The organism is Coleofasciculus sp. C1-SOL-03 (genome assembly GCF_040220555.1).
Lineage (GTDB): Bacteria > Cyanobacteriota > Cyanobacteriia > Cyanobacteriales > Coleofasciculaceae > Coleofasciculus.
Genome location: NZ_JAVJUO010000204.1, coordinates 1 through 22,776 on the forward strand (window position 1 = coordinate 1; position 22,776 = coordinate 22,776).

At 45.7% G+C, this 22,776-nt stretch carries 19 protein-coding genes; 7 read left to right on the forward strand and 12 right to left on the reverse strand.

What is annotated here, in order from left to right:
* Positions 1-606 precede the first annotated feature (606 nt).
* The 5 genes from RIE73_RS31330 to RIE73_RS31350 form a co-directional block, all read right to left on the reverse strand.
* Positions 607-930, reverse strand: coding sequence for a hypothetical protein (locus RIE73_RS31330; RefSeq protein ID WP_446404887.1), 324 nt, complete (start codon positions 928-930; stop codon positions 607-609).
* A gap of 6 nt (positions 931-936) precedes the next feature.
* Positions 937-1,770: an AAA family ATPase gene (locus tag RIE73_RS31335; RefSeq protein WP_446404888.1), complete on the reverse strand. Its 834-nt coding sequence runs from the start codon at positions 1,768-1,770 to the stop codon at positions 937-939.
* Between the two features lie 147 nt (positions 1,771-1,917).
* Positions 1,918-2,271: a hypothetical protein gene (locus tag RIE73_RS31340; protein WP_446404889.1), complete on the reverse strand. Its 354-nt coding sequence runs from the start codon at positions 2,269-2,271 to the stop codon at positions 1,918-1,920.
* 128 nt (positions 2,272-2,399) lie between these two features.
* Entirely contained in the window at positions 2,400-3,680 is a 1,281-nt protein-coding gene (locus tag RIE73_RS31345; RefSeq protein WP_446404890.1) for a S41 family peptidase, read from the reverse strand.
* Between the two features lie 229 nt (positions 3,681-3,909).
* The gene (locus RIE73_RS31350) at positions 3,910-4,143 is read right to left on the reverse strand and encodes a helix-turn-helix domain-containing protein (protein ID WP_446381849.1); all 234 of its coding nucleotides are present in this window, start codon (positions 4,141-4,143) and stop codon (positions 3,910-3,912) included.
* A gap of 107 nt (positions 4,144-4,250) precedes the next feature.
* On the opposite strand from RIE73_RS31350, the gene RIE73_RS31355 reads away from it, so the two are divergent.
* On the forward strand, positions 4,251-4,505 hold the full coding sequence (locus RIE73_RS31355) for a hypothetical protein (protein WP_446348853.1): 255 nt from the start codon (positions 4,251-4,253) through the stop codon (positions 4,503-4,505).
* Positions 4,506-5,229: 724 nt separating this feature from the next.
* On the opposite strand, the gene RIE73_RS31360 is transcribed toward RIE73_RS31355, so the two are convergent.
* From RIE73_RS31360 to RIE73_RS31380, 5 genes are all read right to left on the reverse strand, one after another.
* A complete protein-coding gene (locus RIE73_RS31360; protein ID WP_446404891.1) occupies positions 5,230-8,124 on the reverse strand; it encodes a pentapeptide repeat-containing protein in 2,895 nt (964 codons plus the stop codon).
* Between the two features lie 364 nt (positions 8,125-8,488).
* Positions 8,489-9,382, reverse strand: coding sequence for a D-alanyl-D-alanine carboxypeptidase (locus RIE73_RS31365; RefSeq protein ID WP_446404892.1), 894 nt, complete (start codon positions 9,380-9,382; stop codon positions 8,489-8,491).
* 556 nt (positions 9,383-9,938) lie between these two features.
* A complete protein-coding gene (locus RIE73_RS31370) occupies positions 9,939-10,664 on the reverse strand; it encodes a PEP-CTERM sorting domain-containing protein (protein WP_446404893.1) in 726 nt (241 codons plus the stop codon).
* A 267-nt stretch (positions 10,665-10,931) separates the two neighbouring features.
* A complete protein-coding gene (locus RIE73_RS31375; protein WP_446404894.1) occupies positions 10,932-12,275 on the reverse strand; it encodes a DnaJ domain-containing protein in 1,344 nt (447 codons plus the stop codon).
* 219 nt (positions 12,276-12,494) lie between these two features.
* Entirely contained in the window at positions 12,495-14,396 is a 1,902-nt protein-coding gene (locus tag RIE73_RS31380; RefSeq protein ID WP_446404895.1) for a S9 family peptidase, read from the reverse strand.
* 199 nt (positions 14,397-14,595) lie between these two features.
* Between RIE73_RS31380 and RIE73_RS31385 the strand changes: the two genes are divergently transcribed.
* The 5 genes from RIE73_RS31385 to RIE73_RS31405 all read left to right on the forward strand — a co-directional run bounded on the left by RIE73_RS31385 (position 14,596) and on the right by RIE73_RS31405 (position 20,051).
* On the forward strand, positions 14,596-14,745 hold the full coding sequence (locus RIE73_RS31385; RefSeq protein ID WP_446404896.1) for a hypothetical protein: 150 nt from the start codon (positions 14,596-14,598) through the stop codon (positions 14,743-14,745).
* 38 nt (positions 14,746-14,783) lie between these two features.
* Positions 14,784-16,073: a protein kinase domain-containing protein gene (locus RIE73_RS31390; RefSeq protein ID WP_446404897.1), complete on the forward strand. Its 1,290-nt coding sequence runs from the start codon at positions 14,784-14,786 to the stop codon at positions 16,071-16,073.
* 192 nt (positions 16,074-16,265) lie between these two features.
* On the forward strand, positions 16,266-17,612 hold the full coding sequence (locus tag RIE73_RS31395; protein WP_446404898.1) for a 16S rRNA (cytosine(967)-C(5))-methyltransferase: 1,347 nt from the start codon (positions 16,266-16,268) through the stop codon (positions 17,610-17,612).
* 162 nt (positions 17,613-17,774) lie between these two features.
* Positions 17,775-18,197, forward strand: coding sequence for a tellurite resistance TerB family protein (locus RIE73_RS31400; RefSeq protein ID WP_446404899.1), 423 nt, complete (start codon positions 17,775-17,777; stop codon positions 18,195-18,197).
* Between the two features lie 609 nt (positions 18,198-18,806).
* Positions 18,807-20,051: an S-layer homology domain-containing protein gene (locus RIE73_RS31405; RefSeq protein ID WP_446404900.1), complete on the forward strand. Its 1,245-nt coding sequence runs from the start codon at positions 18,807-18,809 to the stop codon at positions 20,049-20,051.
* 341 nt (positions 20,052-20,392) lie between these two features.
* Here RIE73_RS31405 and RIE73_RS31410 read toward each other — a convergent pair whose 3' ends face one another.
* Together RIE73_RS31410 and RIE73_RS31415 are read right to left on the reverse strand one after the other, a co-directional pair.
* Entirely contained in the window at positions 20,393-21,823 is a 1,431-nt protein-coding gene (locus RIE73_RS31410; RefSeq protein ID WP_446404901.1) for a sensor histidine kinase, read from the reverse strand.
* Complete coding sequence (locus RIE73_RS31415) at positions 21,751-22,128, reverse strand: hypothetical protein (RefSeq protein WP_446404902.1); 378 nt, start codon at positions 22,126-22,128, stop codon at positions 21,751-21,753. Before RIE73_RS31415 ends, RIE73_RS31410 begins: the two co-directional genes overlap by 73 nt.
* A gap of 227 nt (positions 22,129-22,355) precedes the next feature.
* Here RIE73_RS31415 and RIE73_RS31420 point away from each other — a divergent pair, with 227 nt between their 5' ends.
* Entirely contained in the window at positions 22,356-22,679 is a 324-nt protein-coding gene (locus RIE73_RS31420) for a DUF3155 domain-containing protein (RefSeq protein ID WP_446404903.1), read from the forward strand.
* Positions 22,680-22,776: the final 97 nt, after the last annotated feature.

Genomic DNA, 22,776 nt, shown 5'->3' on the forward strand with positions numbered 1-22,776 from the left:
GGAACTTTAGCCCTACATGCTGCCCTAGTAACATGCGCCAACCCAACCTACTGGCGTGGCTAAAATTGTGGATTAGATTTGACCATTGAATCGGGCGCACGCCATGCGCCCCTACAATTCTAATCCACCAAATAAGGTGTGCCACGACACTACTGGACTGACACAGCTAAAATTGTGGATTAGATTTGACCATTGAATCGGGCGCACGCCATGCGCCCCTACGGTTTCGGGTCTCCCATTCTAATTGATCTTGCTAAGGTGTGCCACGCCAGTAGGTATAGCACTACGCATTGAGGTTAGGACAATAAAATTAGGTGAAAAGGCAATAGGGAATAGGGAATAGGCAATAGGCAACAGAGTAATGTCCTAACGTATGCCCGTAATTCTATAATACCCACTCCAAACTCATAAGATTTAAATACACGAAATTGGAGTATGGGACAGCCTACCAAACATAACTAATGGCGTTGAAACCTTTTACGACCACTTGCAACAGTAATTTGGCTCAATAGTTCACTCCAAGTAATTTTACATGCCTTGATTCGTTCAGAAGGCATCATTGTAATGATAGCCGTGTAGCTGTCGTTACGAATAATCCGAGTTCGCTTATTCCTCGCAATGGAACGTATCCCGGCGGGGGCGATAACAATCACCATCGTACCAACCCATGACTAAATAGTCACAACGTCTGCCCATCCAATTGCCGATTTTTTCCGCTTTATCGGCGTATTTTTCCAGGTTACATACAATTAACTGTATTTCATCAGCATTGAGTAATACCCAATAGTACGCTTGATTCGGTTGGTCATACAGAAGAACATCCTCTCCAATTTGCATCAGTTTACAGCACTGATCAATCTGAGGGGCAGTATCAGTACAGTCAACACTGGCTATATCTGGCAGTTCATTACCAGTGCAAGGCAATGACATCTAAAATTACTCCCACAAAATTCCATAAGACTGTAAGCGATTGAACTCAACTTCTAGATTGCCAATAACACGTCCGAGTAATCCTTCATCAATTTGACCTGTTTCGTCTAAAATACTCTGGACTGTCCCCTCTGCAAATAAATAAGCGGATAAGCTTTGGGGTTCCAGTCTTTCTTGAGGACTCGGCATATTATCAATAGTCTTATTGGGGAGTTTTTGATAAGCCAATGTCAGATTATTAAGCAGGTACAGAACGACTAAAGAATGGGTAGTAATCACTAAACGAAAGCCATGATTAGCTAAATAGGCTAGTGTTTTAACAATGGCAACTTGTGCAGCCGGATGCAAATGGGTTTCTGGCTCTTCAATATGAATAAAGAGAGGTCGTTTGGATTTTTGCCAACCAAATAACGCTTGTTCCTGATCAATCTGTTTTCTAAATAAACCCCGAGGATTAATCTTTCGATTTGATCGATAAAAAACAATTTCGGATTCGTTGGCTACTTCTTGATAGTTTGTTTTGTAGGTAACATAGACTGAATCAGTCGTCAAAAATGAGCCTAAAGCCCTGTTGGTTAATTCACCGTAACGAATCCCTTCAACAACTTTTCTTACCGTTGCATCAATTCCTTCTTGTTTGAAGTAGTTAGAGAGTAAATATTCAGCATCATGAAAAAAGTATAATAGCTGACTAATAAGAGATTTTCCAGTTCCTTGAGAGCCAAGAAAAATCGTCAGCGGTGAAATTTCTAACGTCAGCGGTGATGAAGTCGCTTGAATTGGACCTAACCCCCCTTGAATTTTGATCGTCTCTCTAGAAATTTTAGATGGCGCTGGCATAGTCTATCTCCTAGATTTTTGGGTGGGTATTAAGCTGTTCGGCATTTAAACCTTAATGTCAATAATTGCGAAAGCCTTGTAGTGTGAGCATCTTGCTCGCTACTAATACCCAATTTAAATGCATGACAGCTTACCCACCCCACCTCTTTAAGCCGCTTTTTTGAGCGAATCATTTAGCAGCACAGTACCGCTAACATCAACACTCAAGTCTGTTCCTGGCACGTATCCTTTCTGCACCAACTGTTTATAGAGGGTAAATGATGTAATTCTGTGAATTTCCTGCATTATATCAGCAGGAATAAGATTCTCAACCGCCCAAATAACGGAGTCTGGCTCAAACCACATCACACGTTCAATACTGACTACCAACACCGCTGCAATATATTCAAGAGTCAGTTTGGTGGTTAAATTGGCAATCAGGGCTGACCCAATTTGGCTGTTGCGAGTCATGATTGCTCTCGCCATCCGGTCAGTTTCTCGGTCGAATTCCAAAGAGTTCATGCTGGGCTTTTGCGTTTTCTGCCTAAGATTTACGGGTCTGGAGTCTCCACCAGAATGTTTCTGTTTCGCCAAGTATACCCAAAGATAGATGTCAGTCGGTATAAAATGTGTATAAAAATAACATAATTTCACTCTTGAACGGCTGCCAACGCCACCTCTAGCGCCCGTTCTTTTTGCGGATCAGCGCCTTGGGCGTATTCTGGGGAGAAGGGAACCAGGATATCCGGTGTTACGCCTTTCCCTTCCAGTCGTTCGTCTCCATTCACGTAGACATCAGCGACGGCGACGTAAAGCAAGCTACCATCGGACATGAGAAATGGACGCCCCGCTACCACAGCGCCTGGGGTTGGCGTACCGACAACGGGTCCGATATCGAATTGCTGAAAACCATAAGCGAGAATTTCTTTAGCACTGCGGCTTCCGCCGTTTATAATCATGACGACGGGTTTATTCCAGCCTGCATAGTGAGTATATTTTGTACCATCCCGGAAAATCGTGGTTAAGCTTAAGTTTGGAGCGGTGTAGATGTTCAGGGCGGTGAGTGGTGAACCTCCCCATCCATCTCTTAAGTCTACGACTAGAGTGTCTGCTTGTTTGAGACGACCATAGATAAGTTCTTCTTCAAGCTGTTCTTGATAGTCATCACTGGCATAAGACCAGATATGAATATACCCGATTTTTTTACCTTGTTGTTCAATTATCTCAGTGCTGGCGTCCATGGCGTCGAGATACATGGTGGTTGTATCCAGCAATTTAGGGGTGACGGTGATTTCTTGTTGACTATTGGGATTTGGCGATCGCTGAATTACGATGTTGACAGGAGTACCAGCTTGATCGGCAAAGGATTCAATGGGTTGGAAGGGGCGATTATCCACACTCAGGATGCGATCGCCTACTTTTAATCCGGCTTCAGCGGCGGGACTTCCTTCGAGAATGGCGCTGATAAAGGTTTGGTTGTCGATGGTTTTGGTGACGATACCAATGCCAGTATATTCTAGTTTGCCATTGGGAAAGAAGGGTTTGAGTTGTTGGCGTAAGTCGCGGTTTCTGGGTGCAAAGATTCCTAAGACTTGGTAATAAGCGGGTTGGTTGGGGATGTAGAGATGGGTGTGAGAGGTGTTGAGTTCAGACAGCATTTGATTGATTAGGGTTGCGGCGGCTTCCCTGGATTTGGTTTGGCGGATTTTGGGTTCATAGTCGTCTTTGATGATTTGCCAGTTGACGCCGTTAAAGTTGGGATCGTAAAAGTTATCGTTGACGGTTTGCCAGACTTGGTTAAAGAGTTCGGTTTGGGGATTGGTTGGTGTGGAATGGAGGGGAGAATTGAGCCAGCTAAGTAGGATTAGACAGAGGCTAATTAGGGTGGTGATAATTAGGCGGTTATTTCGGGGAAGGGGAAATAGTTTCATAGTGGGAGAGAGATATAAGCCTAGAACTCAAGTTCTGGCTTAAAGCTTAAACCCGTTAAAACGGGTTCACAGATTTATCCAGTCAGTTCGATCCTTACTTTAGCTTGAAGATGATAAGTTTATTGGCTGGCGTCTAAGTTGGCGTAAATATTGGGGTGAGAAGTTCGCGTGATCGCACTGATTTTTCTGTCCAAAGGCGTCACCCTATTTCAAGTGGAATTATAACCATTCACTCGTTTTTCGGCATCGTCAGATATAGCTGGATAAATTCTTCAGCCGCATCGGGATTAATTTGTCCTAGTGCTGTGCGAATTTCTAGGATGGTTTCACCACCGGGATCTCTGACTTCATTAACCCAACGGCTAACGTTGGCGTGTCCAACTCCCATCGCCGCCGCTAACTGATTTTGGCTGATGCCAAAGATTGATAGTGTCTGTTTGAGGGCTTTACCTGCTCTTCCCATGCTTTTGATTGTGTCAGAGAGTGATGATCCTGTAAATGTTCCAATTAGTCACAACTTGTGTTATTGTAAAAATGTGACTAATTGGAACATAAAAGAGGTGAACTCAAATGCAAGCATACTTTTTACCGAATGACAGTCAATTGCCTTCTACTGAGGTTTCTGTTCAGGCTTCTACTGATCCGGTGTCAGGAAAAGAATTTATCAAGGTGATGGTTATCGGTTCCCGTAAAGGAATTAACAGTATCATTAAAACGCTGCATCGCTTACGGTTTGCAGAGGTGCGAGAGTGGAGTCCACCGATTCCTTATGGTACTTCGGGAGAAATGATGAGTCTGTTACGGCGACAGATTTTCGTCGATTGAATAGTTAGCAATAGATGATAGGGGTTTTATGGGCGCAAGCCTTGCGCCCCTACAAAGTTAATGCGATTAAATCTTTAGCCCAAACTATTATGATAAAGCTAGGTTAGTGCTATTTAGATTGATTATACAATTGGCTGGCGATCGCGCTTTGTTTTTAGGGTTGTTTTGGCTGAAGATTATTGGGGTTTAGGGTTGAGAGGTGGGAGTTTTTTTAACGCAGAGGAACGCAGAGGTAAAGCGCAGAGGTTCGCAGAGGGGTTGGCGGTGAGGGAAGTTTCTGATGTCAATGTAGGGGCGGGTTTTACTGTTATCGTTTGTTTTCACCCGGATGTTAGTAAACCCGCCCTTTGCCAAGGTTTTATTGAGTCAACAGCTAGGTTAGTGCTGTTTAGATTGATTATACAATTTGCTGGCGATCACGCTTTGTTTCTGGGGTTGTTTTGGCTAAGGTGGAATTGTGGTGATCAGGGGTGATTTCGGGTTTAGGGTTGAGAGGTGGGAGGGTGGGCTTTTTTAACGCAGAGGAACGCAGAGGGAAAGCGCAGAGGTTCGCAGAGGGGTTGGCGGTGAGGGAAGTTTCTGATATCAATGTAGGGGTGGGTTTTATGGTTATCGTCTTTTTTTACCCGGATGTTAGTAAACTCGCCCTTTTACAAGGTGTTATTGAGCAAATGTATTAGTTGGGTGGAGGGGTTATAGTATCAGATTTGGGAATCGTTCAGGGCTAAAATTTATCGCTGTCTTCATTGTTATTTAAAGTGAAGCTTTTTATATCCTTACCCTCAAGAATTGTTCCTTGAAGCTTGGCTTGTTCAAGATTCGCCCCTTGAAGATTGGCTTGTTCAAGATTTGCCCATTGAAGATTTGCGTCTTTCAAATTCGCTCCTTCAAGATTTGCCCATTGAAGATCTGCTCTATAAAGATACGCCCCTTCAAGATTTGCGCCTCGAAGCTTCGCCCATCGCAGATTCACTTCTCCCAGATCTGCCCATTGAAGATTTGCTCCTTCAAGATGCATCCCGTGCAGATCTGCCCATTGAAGATTTGCCCCTTGAAGATTTGCTCCTTCAAGATTTACCCCTTGAAGATTTGCTCCATAAAGAATTACCTCTTGAAGATTTGCCCCTTGAAGCTTCGCCCCTTGAAGATTTGCCCCTTGAAAATTTGCCACTTGAAGATTTGCTCCTTGAAGATTTGCTCCATAAAGATTTGCTCCATAAAGATTTGCTCTATAAAGATTTGCTCCAAGTAAACATTGGCAGCCAAAGGAACAGCATTGCAAGTCTAAAAAACTTAAGTAATTTAGACAAAATAGTGAATTTAATTCTTGTCCCTGTAGTCGAGAAATCCAGATACCAAAAGCTTGAAGAGAATGCCAATTAATATCTGATATTTGCCCCGTCACTCTCGCGCAAGCATTTAAGACAGCCAATAACGCTTCCTCTGCATTTCGCGCCTGTCGCATTTCTTCCTGAAAATTCGGTCTAGGATTCAAACCCTCCATTGGCATTCCATGACGCAGCATAAACTCAATCAAGCGACATAATGTTTTTTGCCAATCGCGAACCTCTGATAAATCCTGTAAACGCATTTCATCACAGACCAATTTAAACAGGTATTTATCCATCGCTGATAAACCGCAGAGAGTCGCCCACCTGACTAAAGCATCTCGTTCATCACAACCTTTGCGAAAATTCCGCTTACGTTCTTCTAAGTCTTCATGGATTAGTCGAACTCCTTCAACAATGCGTTTTGCTGTCAGATATTCCCCAAAGCTTTTATGGGTAAACTCAAAGGTTTTCTCGCTATTCCGGCTCTCTCCACTTTCCCGAAAGTAAAAAGCAGTCAGCAAACGAGTGATACTGGCTCTGGAATCTTCTTGTAAGGTGGCTTGAAAGCGATCTAAAATTTGCCTGAGTCCACTGTTATCGCAATGAGCCTCAATTTCTTTTACACTGGTTGTCCTACCATCTCCATGCCAGCAAGCGAGAGCAATTTCCTCTAAAATACCGATAAACTCTTCTTTTGCTATCTCTTCAATTGCACGATGTTGTCTATTCTTGCCTTCATACCCTCGCTCGTAAACAGCATCCAGCAAATCAGCATAGATTTCATTCAGATTCGTATCTTTCGAGAATCGCAACTTATCCCGTTCAAAGCTTAATGCAACCAAATAATTTAATAATGGTTGCGCTGTAATCTCAACCAAATCATCCTTGTCTAATTCTTGAGGTAAACCATCATAATGCTTGCCTTTTGCCTGACCATAAGATTGCCACCAAAGCTGGCGTTGATCCACCTCAAGCAAATTTTGATCATCAATATATTTTTGGCGATCTCTTTCTTTTTTCGGCACAAAATAGGGCAGAATATACAGCAGTTGACGTGGTTGGCGAAACTTGCTGCGGTTCGCCTGTACCACAACTTCTCGTCCTGTAATCACAACCTGTAAGCGAAGATGCTGATGATTAAATCGGTCAACTTCGCGCCGGACTTCTTCGACAAACTCTTTAGCCGTTTGTTCGGCAATTTTACCCTGCATCGATAGCTCATCTAAGCCATCAAAGATAATCAGTAATCGCGATTCCCCATTTTCTCTGTCCAAGGGATTGTCAGACAAGAATTCTTCAATCTGGACAAACTCCCCTACCGCTTTTACCAAATCATCCGATAATTTAAATAAGTGCAGGGGAATAAACAGAACTGGAATTTCTCCCTTTTCCGCTTGTTGTGCGGCAAACATTTTAGCAAAGGATGACTTACCACTTCCGGGTCCTCCACTGATTAAGCGAATCGCATCATCCGCTTCAGCATTCTGTAACCAGGTTTCTAGTTCACTATTGAGATCTACGATAACTCGCTCATAGTCTTTACTTTCTATAATCCCTCGTTCTAATTTTCGCTCCGATTGTCCCGCCATCTCTCGCTCATAATAGGCGCGTAATGGCACATAAACTTGTTTGAGACTAAACGCTTCCCAAAATATCGGTTCATCTACCCGCTTTTGCAGCCGTGCGCGATACCGTAGCCATCCTTGTTCTCGTCTTGTGGCTTGAGTAAAGGGTGTATCCAGAACTTCTTTTAAGGCAATATAATCTTGGGAACGCTCAACCCATTGGTCATTTAAGGCAAAAACAAAGTAAGCGGGGAGGCGACTACTGATCATTTCAGCTTCAACCTTTTTCTCCACATACGCCTCTAACCAGTGAGCAAACCCTGTCTTCGCTTCTTGCACAATTGGCAAGTTTTGGGGACGCTGGAAAAAGTCGGGGTCAAGGATTAACTCGTTACTGGTTAATGATGCATTGAGGTGGTTGTACAATTGCGTCAGATTATCGGGTTTCTGATTTAGGAGTCCCCTATTTTCGTCTAACAAGTCTTGCATCGCTTGCATCAGGGAACGCACAATCAGCAATCCGGAAATTTCTCCGGGTTTTGCTTCTAATCCCAGGTTTTCGAGAACTTCAACGCCACTCTCGGCGAAGTCATCCCATTTCAGAAACGCGCCGTTAATGGCGGCTTTACCCAATGAGGCGAATAAACCCTTGGGATTGGCTTTTATCGCTTTTTTCCAGACTGAAACAGGCTGTTCGACTTTAATTCCCGGTTCCCTTGCCATAAAATTAATGGATGAAAGATTGTGCTGTTTCTAGCCTAACTAACTTTTTCAGTGATTCGCTGTTGATGGGGAAGGTTAGATTAATAATGATTGGAACCGAGGCACAAATATTAGGGTAGCAGTGTAGCGCTTATCCCATACCAGCCCTCACCCCCAACCCCTCTCCCAAGCTTGGGAGAGGGGAGTCTCATGTCGTCGATTTGCTTAGATTTTCTGGGCGCAAGCCTTGCGCCCCTACAAGCTGTTGGCACAAACTATCACACCCTGCTCAAACCTCTGTCCCCTAAAGCGTTAACCTCTGCGTTCTCTGTTTGCTAAACTCAACCGTTAACTTTAATTTTCGTCCGACTACTGACAGCAAAGATTACTGACAAGGTGTTAACTGAGCCAAGCGCAAGGCAATTTCATCAATCGCCCCCACTAATACCTGTCCCGATTGAGATGGTTGATTCACCATAATGCTAAACAAAATTTTCCCATAATAAGGATGATCTAAATACCCAGACAGACTTCTTACTCCTCGTAATGTCCCCGTTTTTGCCCGAATTCTGCCTTGAGTTTCAGGTAATCGCAAGCGATTTCTCAGGGTTCCATTCACGCCTGCAACGGGTAAGGAACGATAAAATAAATCATTCCCTTTGGCATACATCATCGCTTTTAATGTCGAGATTAATGCTTGCGGTGTGGCTACATTCTGCCGGGATAAACCTGACCCATCAACCTGTCGAAAACCATTGGGGTCAACGCCTAAGGATGCTAACGTCTGCTTCACAGCCGAGGGTCCACCAATGTAACGCAGTAGGCTATCCGCATAGCTGTTACTGCTTCTTTGGTTGGTGACTGTCACCCATTCATCTAACGACTTCGATTGAATTAAGGCTCGCGAATCCAGCCGTTGTAAAGCGGCGGCGGTGGTAAAGAGTTTGTTATTAGATGCTGGGATGAGGAATTGATTGGCGTTGTGGCTGTAGGAAATCGCCGGATTCGATACCGATTCCACCACAATCCCCCATTTACCCCCCGCTAAATTGGGACGATTAATGATTGAGTCGATATACAGCCCCAAAAAATTGGGACAAACGCCACTTGTTCGGCGTTCTGGAGGCGGAACAAAAATTTCAATCGAGTCGGCGCTTTTGGTTAAATTAGCCGCCGTTGTCGCCCTGGCGATGCTGGGAGTCATGACATTACCCATCGCCATCACACCGACGGTGAGCATGGCTAGGGATTGCTTCTGCCAAGGATTCATTGGTTTCATCGTCTGCAAGTCTTTCAATCTGGGCATCGTTTTGGGAGCATGAGCAAAGCGCGATCGCTAATTGAGCAAGATAACATGATGCGGGTCATGGCGGCGCGATAAGTCAGCTCTCTGATCAGAAGGCACAGACGTAGCATACTACGTTTCTACACCACTCCATCAATTGTCGGGAAGTTATCCCTGAACACTGAACACCTTAGATCCCTAGGGACAGGGATTATGTTCCCGTCATTTTGATTTCTGTGGTTGTTTTACTGGCTCAAAACGCTGTCCTCAGGAGAGTTTGCCATTTTTCTAGGGAATGTTTAATTAAAGTTGACGGTTGAGATTTGGGAACAGGAAACGGTTGTTGTATGTAGTGCGAGCGTCTCGCTGGCTATTTTTTTATCTTAGTCACTGGGGCAAAAAGGGGGTTATATCATGTCCGGTGGAATACTTACACTATCGGTTGAGACAAGGCAGAAAGAAGGCAGAAGGCAGAAGGCAGAAGGGCTCCAAGGGAAGGAGGAAGGTTGCAAGGTACAAGGGAATAATGACTGTTTGGACGGACATGATATTACTTGTGAGCAGATTGGCGTTTGCGGGAAGCCATACCGACACCTGCAAGTGCGATTAAGCCAATGATAGAGGCAGGTTCAGGGACAGACTGAGGGGGATTGATTTGATCTCCTGTGACCAAAATATTATCAAATGACAGCCGTTCTGTGGATGCCGTCGTATTAAGCTGCACTTTCACTTGTAATGTACTCCCATTACCGATCAATTCATTCACCGTTTGATCCGTGAAACGTCCAGACTGGGTAATTAAGTCAGCCGCTAAAAACTCAACATCATCCAGTAAATAGGAGACAATAAAGTAATCTTTGTGACCAATCGGACTGTTTTCCTCGTGTTCAAAACTGACATCACTGGCGAAAGCATCCAACGATAATGCCAGGTTACTAAATCCAGAAATGTCGATTTTTGGACTCAGCCATGCTGGAAATAAAGGATTGGGATTGCCCCCAGAGGTACATCTAACATTCGGACAACCCGCGTTTGTATCACGAGCCGTGAATGCTTCAGCCTCGACTTTGAAGTAATCGTTGGAGTCAAAAAGAGCCGCATCATTCAACTCAATCGACCAATCTACGCCAACTACGTCTGTAGCTGCTCCGCCTGTTGCTCCTTTACCGTTTTCACCAGAGAAATCTTCCGCATACAAGGTGATGGCTTGTGCATTCTCAGGAACGAAGATTAAACCTAAGACTAAACTTAAACTTGCCAATAAGGTTTTTTTCATAGCCTCTTAACCATACTGATAACTGTACTGTTTTCTAGCGTAGAGTGATCACGTTTTGCCCAGCAAGCGGATTAACTTAACTTCATCAGTTTTTCATATAACCTCAACTAAACTATAATGAAAGTATTACTGGAAATTATGCACCAAATGCCCGGTTTGACTGAGTTTGGCTATAATGTCCAGAATCGTTTCCAGGATTTCCTATTGTTTGTAAGTTTACCCAAACTTGATGAAATGTCGGCTGGGGACAGTTTCTTGATTTCATCCTCAAAAAGATGCCATTCCCAGCATCGCCATAAACGCCCAATAGGAAATCCAGCCACTGACTAGAATCATCAGCGGAACCAATAACGCGGCTGTCTTCTCCGAGAAATTCGCGATCTGTGTGCAACCACTATACAGCGTCAGCACCGTGTAGCAGCTAGTGAATACAGAGATCATCACCATGAGTTGACTTGGCAAATTGGACGAAATCCCATTAGCGATCGCTAAAATAGTTAATGGCATCACTGTCGCCCCAGCCAGGAAACTATCCCCCGCCACACTACCAGGATGACGCCGAATTAATCGGGCGATCGCACTCATCGCCGCTAGGATGATAAACGGGATCATCCCCACGCCAATTAACGGAACCAGGGAAACCGAAACCATATCCCGCCACCCGGTATAAATACCCCAGACGAAACAAGCATCAAAAATCACCGCCAATAGGAATCCAACTACCATAGCGCGTTGAGCTTCAAGACGGGCAAAACTGGGTAAAAGTCCCCCCATGGGATTGAGTAAAAAGGACTTGATAGTAAACAGTGTATCTCCCAATAGCCCCTTAAGATAACGGAGCGGATTTCCTGTCTTGAAACCTCCCCGTTTTCCCGGTTTCTGTTGCAGGGTTCGCAACATTTCTTGAACTAACTGATACCCCGTTTTATCCCCTTGTTCACGTAACAATTGTGCCGCTTGCTGCAAATCCGCGATCGCGCCTTCATGTTCTTGCAAATCTTTATGGGCTAAACCTCGCTGATAATACGCTTTTGCATGCTGTGGATCATAGCCTATCGCTTGAGTATAGGCATCAATCGCCGCTTGAGTATACCCTAGTCGATACCGCGCTCTCCCTTGGTAATAATAAGCTGGGGCAAACTGAGAATTAATCCTCAATGCTTGATTACAATCTTGCAACGTTCCCCGAGCATTTCCTAGGTTATAATATGCTGCACCCCGTTCCACGTAGGCTTCCACAAAGTTAGGATTTCGGGAAATCGCTTGATTACAATCCTTAACCGCCCCCTGATAATTTTTAGCCAGCGCCTTACTAACGGCACGCACATAGAAATCTTGAGCCGTCGTTGACTCGGTTTTCGGTGGATTGGGTTGCGGTTGAACCTCTTGGTCATACTGACGCCGCTTTACCCCATCCGAAAGCACCTGATACGCCTCACAAATTGCTCTAAATCGCTCTGTGGCGTCTGGATGATTCGGATGTAAATCTGGATGGTATTGACGCACGAGACGGCGATAGGCTTTTTTAATCTCCTGTTGGGTTGCACCGGGAGAAACCTCCAGAATTTTATAGTAATTACGAGAATCCTGCATCTGATTTTGTAGAGACATGCCATGGCACATCTGTCATAAAATGGCGTATTTAATGGGTAACTTTACTACTGATATCGTTTCCGGTTATTTATCCAATTCTATAAAATATTCATTCAAATCCGCTAATTTCCTCTGCGCCCTCTGCGTAAACCTCTGCGCCCCTCTGCGTTAAAACAACATAATTCTGTAACCAATTTTACTGAAAAGGGCGCAAGCCTTGCGCCCCTACCGTTGGATTTAATTAACAACGCCCGAATGACCCTGAATTTCACCAATCGGTTCAAACCGTCCCTCTAAATACTTACTGAGAAACTCTTCGGCGATCGCGAAAAAGTGAAGCCGATTCTCTGGACGAGCAAATCCATGTCCTTCGTCGGTGTAAAGGGCGTATTCAACAGGTTTATTTGCCTTTCGCATCGCTTCAACAATTTGTTCACTTTCGGCTTGTTTTACCCGTGGATCATTCGCCCCTTGACCAATCAGTAACGGTTTCTGAATCCGGTCAATAAAAAACAAAGGCGATCGCGCTTTGAGAAACTCCTCCTCTGTGTCCAAATCGCCCAATCGATGGGCAAATACGGCTTTCATGGGTGCCCAGTAGGGAGGAATACTTTGCATTAAAGTAACCAAGTTACTCGGACCAACAATATCCACACCCGCCGCAAATACTTCTGGGGTAAACGCTAATCCGACTAATGTGGCATATCCACCATACGATCCGCCCATAATGGCTACCTTATTCCGATCCGCAATCCCTTGGTCTACAATCCAATTGACGGCATCAATTAAATCATCATGCATCTTTGCCGCCCATTCACGATTCCCGGCATTTAAGAACGCTTTCCCATAACCTGTAGACCCTCGGAAATTGACTTGCAGCACTGCATAACCTCGGTTAGCCAACCATTGTACTGTTGGACTATATCCCCACGTATCTCGCGCCCATGGTCCACCGTGAACCAAAAGCACCGTGGGTAAATTTTTTGCCTCAATTCCAACAGGCGTGGTGAGATAGCCGTGAATCGTTAAACCATCCCGCGCTTGGTAGGAAATGGGTTGCATTGATGCGAGTTGCAACGTTTCTAGTTCGGGTTGATTGCTAAATAACAAGGAGTGGGTTTTAGCCTCACGGTTATACACATAGTAATAAACTGGACCATCATCCGTGGCGTAGCCAACCAACCAGGTATCATCCGCTAACGTGCGATTAGTGATGGCAAATTCACCGTCTCGGATTTGCGCGATCGCGTTAAAATCATCAGCAATACTGTCATCGAGAATTTGCCATTCCACTTTATCCTTATAAAAGGACACCGCCTGAATCCGGCGCTGAGTCGGATGGATAACCACACCACCAATATCATACTGCTCATCAGCCGCCATTACCGTTTCTTGGCGGGAGGCTAGATCTAAAGCAATTAACCGTTGGGCATTGGCATCGTGCGATCCACTAATATATAGGGTTTTGCCATCCTGAGAAAAGGTTACGGCTGATCCTTCATCGTCGGGTCCCCAGTGGCGTAATAATTCAAAGGATTTATCGGGAGTCTCGCGGAATAACAGATCGGAACCGCCATCTGGCGTCGCGGCGATCGCCGCCCGAATCTGGAATTGAGCATCAGCCACCCAACTGACGATATTACCCGGGTTATCGGTCTCAAACTCCACTGCCCCATTATTCAGATTAACCCGATACACATCAAATTTTTGGCGATCGTTGAGATTCATTCCCACCAAGATTTGATCGGGGAATTCTGGATCAAGGTCAATGGGTTGGGCTTTCACGCCTTGGAAGGGAGTTAAATCGCGCACTAACTTAGATTGAACATTCACCAAGTAGAGGTGAAAGTTTTCGTCGCCGTCTGAATCTTGCAGATAAATAAGCTGGTTAGGATTGTATGTCCAGACATAAAGGCGAATCCCCCGTTTTTGATCCGCCGTTAGCGGCTGATCATCATCTTCTCCCACGGTTCGCAACCAGACTTGCAACACATTCTTCTCATCCGGGGCGATATACGCCAAATACTTCCCATCGGGGGATAGCTGAGGGCGAGTGCGATCGGGATTCCCGAATAAAGTTTCACGAGGAATCAAAGGAGGTAGTGCTTGGGATACGGAAGACGTTGTTGCTGTTACCATCGTAGTTTACGGGTTCAATTGGTTTGGTTGTCTTAAGAGACACTGTAACGAATCTGGCATGTTAGAAGCTACCTAGGGGTTTGTAGTTGCGCTTGTAGTTGCGCTGTCTTCGCCATAAACTTCACATCGCCACAACAAACGCTTCAGGAGTGTAAACAAAGGGCGCACATCAGTTTAAACAAGATGATGAGGGTGAGGAGTGGTTCATGAGTCCTGGGATGACGTGACGATAATTAGACTGTCACCGGAGTACATCTGTCATTGTGGCTTTTTTTTTACTGCGATCGCCACTGTCGTCGCCGAATATGCGATCGCACCAACTCTTCTCAAAATAGAACAAATGTACTAACATAGATCTCAATCAAGGTCTTGGAATTGTAGACGATAATGTGGCAACCCGGACAGCAATTACAACGCGGCAAATACGCGATCGCAAAAATCCTCGGACAAGGTGGCTTTGGCATAACCTACCTCGTCAAAGACAAACAGGGGAATCCCTTGGTGATTAAAACCCTCAACGACTACCTGCAACGCCAATACGACGCCACTAAATATCAGCAGGATTTCATCAATGAAGCCTTACGCTTAGCCAAATTCCGCCATCCTCATATCGTGCGCGTCGATGAAGTAATTAAAGAGGATGAACAGTGGTGTATCGTCATGGAATATATTGAAGGGGAAACCTTAGCCCATCGGGTTTGGCATCACGGTGTTTTGTCCGAATCCGAAGCTTTAGGCTACATCCAGCAGATTGGCGAGGCGCTGACGCTGATTCACAATCAAGGCTTACTGCACCGAGATATCAAACCTCTCAATATTATGCGGCGTCCTGTGGAAACTGTACCCGGAATTGCTGGATATGAAGCCGTTCTGATCGATTTTGGCATTGCCCGTGAATTTAGCCCCAATATTACCCAAACCCATACCCAGTCGTTATCGGAAGGATTTGCCCCGATTGAACAGTATGATTGGCGATCCAAACGAGGTGCTTATACTGATGTTTATGCTTTAGCCGCCACGTTGTATGCCTTGCTGACGGGTGAAATTCCCTTACCTGCACCGATGCGAGCATACCGTTTAGAATTAGAACCCCCTCAACAGCTTAATCCTAAAATTAGCGATCGCGTCAATCAAGCTATCCTCAAAGGGATGGCACTTCAACCGGAAGCCCGTCCCCAATCAGTGGCAGAATGGTTGGTGATATTGGGCAGTAGTACCGTACTATCGGGACTGTCTCCTGACGACTATCAACGATTGCGGACTCTACTGGCGGCTCAACATTGGCAAGCGGCGGATCAAGAAACGGCTAAACTGATGCTGAAAGTATCAAGACGAGACGGCTGGCTGAGGGTGGCGGATATTGAGACATTTCCGGTTCAGGAATTACATCTGATCGATAAGATGTGGAGAGAATATAGTGGCGATCGCTTCGGCTTAACTGTCCAAAAGCAAATCTGGCAGAGTATTATAGATAGCCAGAAAAACCATTGGCAAGCTTGGTGTAGCTTTGGCGATCGCGTGGGATGGCGCGTGAAAGGAAATTGGGTATCCTATAATCGTCTCCAGTTCAGCCCAGATGCACCTGTGGGCGAATTGCCCGCGTTGGTGGTTTCAGATCGGTTTGCCTTGCGTCAGCAGGAGTCTGTTGTATCTTTGTTATCACGTCAAGATTTGTAAGTCGGTGGAACAATGCAAGTTAGCGGTTTTGATCGTCATTAGTCATTTATTTTTTGAGTCATATCATGTCCGCCGAAATAACCGTAATATCCTTTTTCCTTGCAACCTTGCTCCTTCCCTTGGAGCCCTCTGCCGTCTGCCTTCTGCCTTGTCTCCACCTAAATGTGAGTATTCAACCGGATAATATCATCCATGACAAACTCTCGCCAACTTGCATTCCTCGCCCTACGAGATATTCACAGCCACGGTGCGTTTACAGATATTGCGTTGGATCGAGTGCTTCGTAACGCTACCCTCAACCGTCCTGATCGCGCTCTGTTAACCGATTTAGTCTATGGTACAACCAGACACACTCGCACCCTGGATGCCTTAATTGACCAACTGGGGAAGAAAAAAGCCCACCAGCAGCCGCCTGACTTGCGCTTCATTCTGCATCTGGGCTTATACCAATTGCGCTATCTGCAACGCATTCCCCCATCAGCCGCCGTTAATACCAGCGTGGAATTGGCTAAAGCGAATCAATTAAAAGGACTAGCTGGGGTGGTTAATGGGGTACTGCGACAGTATACCCGTCTAAACACCAATCCCCAATTAAACGATCCCTTGCAATTACCCTCCCACCCGATTCAGCGCCTGGGTATCCTCTATAGCTTTCCCGACTGGATGATCGAACTGTGGTTAAATCAATTAGGAATCCAGGAAACCGAAGCCCTTTGCCAATGGTTCAACCAACCGCCAACTATTGACCTACGGATCAATCCCTTGAACGCTTCTATCGATACGGTGGAGACAGCAATGCAAGCCGCAGGTGTTGAAGTTCAGTGCCTTCCCCACCTTCCCCAAGCCTTACGTCTCAAAGGAAGTACAGGTTCAATACAAACACTTCCTAGATTCAACGAGGGATGGTGGACGATTCAAGATAGTAGCGCCCAACTGGTGAGTCATTTACTCAATCCCCAACCCAGTGATGTCATCATTGACGCCTGTGCAGCACCGGGCGGGAAAACTACGCATCTGGCTGAACTCATGCGCGATCGCGGTACAATCTGGGCATGTGACAAAGCCGCGTCTCGCCTGAAAAAAGTCAAAGCCAATACTCAACGACTCCAATTACAATCCATTCAAATCTGCCCAGGGGATAGCCGGGATTTTCCCCAATTTACCCAAAAAGCCGATGCTGTTTTACTCGACGCCCCCTGTTCTGGCTTAGGTACCCTGCACCGTCGCCCCGATATCCGCTGGCGTTGTACTCCAGCCAGAGTTCAGGAACTTTCTGTACTGCAAAGCGAACTATTAACTCAGACAGCCACCTGGGTTAAACCTGGAGGCGTCCTCGTTTACGCCACCTGTACTTTGCATCCCCAGGAAAATGAAGCTGTGATTCAAGCCTTTCTAGAACGTCATCCCCACTGGTGTATCGATACACCCCCGCCGACACTCTCCGCCTTTTCTACGCCTCAAGGCTGGCTGAAAGTCTTACCCCATCAGCATCAGATGGATGGCTTTTTTATGGTGAGATTGAAGAATAGGAGGGATTAGTCATTTGTCATTCGTCATTCGTCATTTGTCATTCGTCACTCATCTTCCCCATCTCCCTCATTCCCTTAACCAAGCCTGCTCATTGGTAAAGATTAGAACGTCTAAACACATTTTTGGGAACAGTTCTGATATAGATAAAGCAGAAGTTTTTCAAAAAACGTCATGGTTACAGACTCTCATGTCAAACAGCTAGTAAAGATTCTGATTGGGGCGGCTTGGATTGATGGTCGAATTCAGCCCGAGGAACGGGAATATCTGCGCGGAGTCGCCCAGCAATCCGGTGTGGCTGAAGATCCAGAAATTCGACCCCTGTTGAACGAACTCAAATCGGTATCCAGTGACGAGTGTTATAGATGGGTGCAAGAGTATTTGGGTGATCATCCTAGCCAAGAGGATTATCAGGGCTTGATTGAAGCGATTAGTGCCTTGATTTACAGCGATGGCGATGTGGACACGGAAGAAGCTAAACTGCTCACTCGCTTACAGCTTCTCGATCCCGCCCAGACTTCTCCCAAGTCTACCCATAATAGCGTGCTTAAAGCCATTCAAAAACTTTACCACCGCTGGATTGACCAGCAATCTTAGTCTTATGTCCTTCGTCATTCGTCCTTTGTTCGGGAACAGGGAACACGATCAGGGGGTGACAAGGGACTTGAAGGTACTACTGGGTGTAGGGTGTAGGGTGTAGGGTGTAGGGAAAAATTGAACTTTACTCAGCAAGTCACCAAAAACTCTATTGTTTATTCATTTTGACCCTGAAGTCCTTCTTGTTGATGGCGTTGGCTCGCCAGAAAGAGCGCTCGCTCCTTACCCTATCTCATCTTATGGGCTTTTGTGTTTCTTACCGAGAAACCCCACACCCCACACCCCATACCCCACACCCTGCCTACTTTTGACGCGAGTTTGTCACCCCTTCAGGTTGATGTCTCTTCTTTCCTGCACCTTTGCACTTGTGTACCGCTCATTTTTTATCCTTTACCTTAAAAATCGGTAGGGGATATTTTTTTATTTATCGGAAACTAATTGTCCGGATTGATCGTCATTATCTCTGAAAATGTTCCCCAAGCTAGCGACTATGGGAGCATTTTTTTGCTAAAGTTTATCCCATTAATAGGTTGGGAAATTTTAGGAACATCTGGACGCCTCAACTGTCTAGTTACTTAACAGAACGATTCGTGTTGGAGAACGCCTTTAATGTCTAACTTTCATCCCTGGCAATCTGGAACCGCTGCATTTTTAGCCTTTGGATTAACGGCTGGTGCGATCGCTCCCTTCGTTACAGGCGCACCGACCCTTGCCCAAAGCACAAGTTTCTCAGATGTTTCGTCTACCTACTGGGCGGAAGACTTTATTACCGAATTAGCGCAACGGGATATTATTGCTGGTTTTCCGGATGGTACATTCCGACCGGATGCTCCCGTAACTCGCGCCCAGTTTGCGGCGATGATGCGTAAGGCAAATCAAGCCTTTAATAAAGCCGATCAACGGGGTTCAACGAATTTTGTTGATGTCCCTTCAAGATACTGGGCGTATTCTGCTATCCAAGATGCTTATAAAACGGGATTTTTAACAGGTTATCCGGGTAATGTTTTTAGACCTGAACAAAATATTCCGCGTGAACAAGTCTTAGTTTCATTAGCAAATGGCTTGGATTATTCTGCAAGTTCAACCAGTGTTTTAAATTACTACAATGATGCCTCTCGCATCTCCAGTTGGGCGCGGACACCAATCGCCGCCGCCACAGAGGAACGCTTGGTGGTGAATTATCCAAACGTTAAATCGTTAAATCCTCAGCGGAATGCTAGTCGTGCTGAAGTTGCTGCATTTATTTACCAAGCTTTGGTGAGTGAAGGGGAAGCGCAAGTTGTCAGTTCTCAGTACATTGCTGATCCGACACCTGTCGCTCAAAATTTCACGATTCCAGAGGGTACGACTATCCCAGTTAAATATATCCGAGAGAAAATTCTGGTTGCCGAAGAAGACGAACAATTACCCTTAACGTTAACCGTCGATGCGAATATCACGACCTCGGATGGCACCGTATTGATTCCAGCGGGTAGTGAGGTTGTCGGTGAGTTGCGTTCTACCAATGGTGGCGCTCAATTTATCGCCGAGAAACTGGTGATGAATGGTCAGCAGATGACTCTTGATGCTACGTCTGAAGTGATTACCACGACTGAAACAGTCACTCAAGGTAGCAGTGTGGGGAATCTGGTCAAGAATGCAGCACTCGGTACAGCCGCAGCCGCAGCGATTTCAGCGGTGACAGGTGATCGGGCGATCGCAACTGAAGAACTGTTGATTGGTACGGGGTCTGGTGTAGCCTTAAGCTTAATCCAACGCTTCCTCGGTCGCAACAGTGTGGATCTGATTGTGATTGAACCGGATACCGATTTGGATCTCAAACTTGATGAGAACTTGGTCATCAGCGCCAACTAGTACAAGAAGGCAGAAGTCCGAAGGCTCCAGGGCAGAAGGCTATAAGGAACATAATGTAGCTGCTTTTAAGGAGCTTGTTAACTGGTTAGTATTTGAAGCCGCGCTGCACTAGATTGTCAAAGGAGAAGTTTCTCTCCAGTTTTGTAGGGGTAGGTTTTATCCATAACGTTTTGGAAAAAAACGATAACGGCACTAAACCAGCCCCTACAACCGCGATAATCCCCACAATCCCCATGGATAATTTCCAAGAGTAGGACAATCTCAATTACAGATATAAACCGTGATCAAATAAGCAGCAGGTAGCCTGTAGTTATATCTTTGGAAGATTCCTTAATTCAAATTCATGATTCATTAGTTGGTAACCAAACCACAAACGTTGTTCCCTGGGTTGACTCCTCCCCAGAACGGCGAATCGCTGAGTCTAACTGCGGTTGAGTCCACGGTAACTGCGCCGGACTAAATACCTCGATTTGACCCTGCATTTGTTCAATTAGTGCTTTGGCGATCGCTAATCCTAAACCACTTCCCGGAATCCCTGTGTTGGCTTGTATTCCCCGATAACGCCGCTCAAATAAATGCTCTAGATCTTGGGGTGGAATCCCATGACCGGTGTCAGTAATCGCAATTCCCACCATTGTCCGAGTCTCATCTTTGGGTTGACCTAAACCCGCTTCCACATCAATTTCTCCTCCGGCTGGTGTGTATTTTAAGGCATTGTCAATTAAATTATTCAAGACCTCTCCTAATGCTCTAGCATTTGCCCGTACAGGGGGTAAATCTTGGGGAATCGAGTAGTGTAATTCCAAATCCCGTTCTCCCGCGATCGCTTGGGCGGAAATTAACAGGGGTTCTAATACGTCAGCGACGGTAAAGGATTCGACAATTAGGGGTTTACCTGGAAGCAAAGGAATGGCTGGTGCGTCTGTGTCTGGTTCTGAGTTAACCGGAGAAACAATTTTGCCATTCTCGGCTGTTTCAGGGAGGGGACAAGTTGCGGCGCTGGCTGATGCGGGTAAGGTTAGAGGTTCACTTGTCTGTGTATCCTGATCTAAACACTCGTCAAAATCTTGTAATAATTCCTTCAAGCGATCGCTCTCTCTCACAATACTAGCTGCAACGTTATGATTTTTATCATCGGGTTGCAGTCGATTGAGTAGCAGTTTGCCAAAGGTTCGCAATGCGGTTAGGGGATTGCGAAATTGATGCAGAATATCATCAAGCCGATCCCGTTGCTGTGCCTGTAGACGCCGTTGCTGAGTCCATTCCTGCTCAAACCAAGCCCGACGCCGATCCATTAAATAGGCAAGTGTCAACGTTCCAGCGATGCGTTCAATCGCTGTCTGTTCGTTTTCATTCCACGGTCGATCATCACGACTTGTGACTAATAATCCCATGACCACTTCTTCGTGGATTAGGGGCAAAACCATTTGCCGTCCTTGAGGTAAGGGATTATTGTCCCGTGAGAGTGAGGTGGAATCGGGATCATGGTGATCATCAGCAGGTTGAGGTAAAAGGCGAGGGACGGCTTCAGCTAGGCGGGGAATCGTATCCAGTGGACTCATGCGATCGGGCAATGTTAACTCAGTATTTTCCTCTTCCCAGATTGCCGCCTCTGGATACACCACGACCGGAATCAGCTTAGGTTGCGCTGCTTCGTCAAGCTTATCCGTTGTTAAATATACCGCACTCAACGCCGCACCTAGACTTTGAGTGAGGACTCCAACCTGTGATTGACACAAGGCGACAAATTCTGAACTCGCAGGAATGAACATGAGAATTGCGTGATCACCACCAGATGGCTTTTACGACAGAACCCCATAGAGGTTCCCTTTCTACTTTCTATATTGTCGAACAATCGACCCGACTGACTATTACCCAAAAGGTGTAGGATGAGACTCATACTCGCTCCCCCATCTTCCCCATCTCCCTCATCTTCCCCATCTCCCCCATCTTCCCCATCTTCCCCATCTTCCCCATCTTCCCCATCTTCCCCATCTTCCCCATCTTCCCCATCTTCCCCATCTTCCCCATCTTCCCCAGCTTCCCCATCTCCCCCTGCACCCCTGCTCCCCCGCACTCCTCCGGCAGCTTTTTGTTAACTTTTTTAACGAAAAATTAATTTTTATGGTAGTGATTTTTACGGTCTCGTCGCTCAAAGCCTCTTTCAAACTTAGCATTGAGGCATTTTCGGCATATCTAATCAAAGCCTACAAAGATATTGATATTTCAGACTCAAGCAGATATACTTACGACGGCTTTTGTAACTAACATTACAACTGTCAGCAAAAAGAGGAGGTAAAGAGGTTGGCAAGAAGACGTAAGCGTAAGAGTCGCCGCCGCCAAGAGGGGCGCAAAATCCTAGAACATGTGCCTCAGTATAATCTAGAAAGCGGTGAAGATAAACCGGTTACAGCAGCACGTAAATATATTCAATCAGCCGGGATTATTCCGCCCGCTTTACTATTAGTTAAGCGAAATGAGCATACGACAGACCGTTATTTCTGGGCAGAAAAAGGTTTATTTGGCGCTCAATATGTTGAGGAAAATCATTTTCTGTTTCCCAGTCTGCGGGTACTTGATGCTCCTGCTGAAGCTGAAAAGGCTGTAGTTGCGGCTCAAAGCCGCTGACAGAGCCAAACCTTACAAATTGACCAGTGCTTTGGCACTCGTCAAGAGGCAATTCATCTCATTTCTGCTAGGGGTGGGATGAATTGCCTAATTTTTT

Excerpts from the sequence above, each read along its gene's own strand:
- RIE73_RS31350 (WP_446381849.1), bottom strand. The coding sequence starts at position 4,143 with ATGGGAAGAGCAGGTAAAGCCCTCAAACAGACACTATCAATCTTTGGC.
- RIE73_RS31380 (WP_446404895.1), bottom strand. The coding sequence starts at position 14,396 with ATGGTAACAGCAACAACGTCTTCCGTATCCCAAGCACTACCTCCTTTG.
- RIE73_RS31405 (WP_446404900.1), top strand. The coding sequence starts at position 18,807 with ATGTCTAACTTTCATCCCTGGCAATCTGGAACCGCTGCATTTTTAGCC.
- RIE73_RS31375 (WP_446404894.1), bottom strand. The coding sequence starts at position 12,275 with ATGTCTCTACAAAATCAGATGCAGGATTCTCGTAATTACTATAAAATT.
- RIE73_RS31340 (WP_446404889.1), bottom strand. The coding sequence starts at position 2,271 with ATGAACTCTTTGGAATTCGACCGAGAAACTGACCGGATGGCGAGAGCA.
- RIE73_RS31370 (WP_446404893.1), bottom strand. The coding sequence starts at position 10,664 with ATGAAAAAAACCTTATTGGCAAGTTTAAGTTTAGTCTTAGGTTTAATC.
- RIE73_RS31365 (WP_446404892.1), bottom strand. The coding sequence starts at position 9,382 with ATGAAACCAATGAATCCTTGGCAGAAGCAATCCCTAGCCATGCTCACC.
- RIE73_RS31410 (WP_446404901.1), bottom strand. The coding sequence starts at position 21,823 with ATGTTCATTCCTGCGAGTTCAGAATTTGTCGCCTTGTGTCAATCACAG.
- RIE73_RS31360 (WP_446404891.1), bottom strand. The coding sequence starts at position 8,124 with ATGGCAAGGGAACCGGGAATTAAAGTCGAACAGCCTGTTTCAGTCTGG.
- RIE73_RS31390 (WP_446404897.1), top strand. The coding sequence starts at position 14,784 with ATGTGGCAACCCGGACAGCAATTACAACGCGGCAAATACGCGATCGCA.
- RIE73_RS31335 (WP_446404888.1), bottom strand. The coding sequence starts at position 1,770 with ATGCCAGCGCCATCTAAAATTTCTAGAGAGACGATCAAAATTCAAGGG.
- RIE73_RS31330 (WP_446404887.1), bottom strand. The coding sequence starts at position 930 with ATGTCATTGCCTTGCACTGGTAATGAACTGCCAGATATAGCCAGTGTT.
- RIE73_RS31395 (WP_446404898.1), top strand. The coding sequence starts at position 16,266 with ATGACAAACTCTCGCCAACTTGCATTCCTCGCCCTACGAGATATTCAC.
- RIE73_RS31355 (WP_446348853.1), top strand. The coding sequence starts at position 4,251 with ATGCAAGCATACTTTTTACCGAATGACAGTCAATTGCCTTCTACTGAG.
- RIE73_RS31400 (WP_446404899.1), top strand. The coding sequence starts at position 17,775 with ATGGTTACAGACTCTCATGTCAAACAGCTAGTAAAGATTCTGATTGGG.
- RIE73_RS31345 (WP_446404890.1), bottom strand. The coding sequence starts at position 3,680 with ATGAAACTATTTCCCCTTCCCCGAAATAACCGCCTAATTATCACCACC.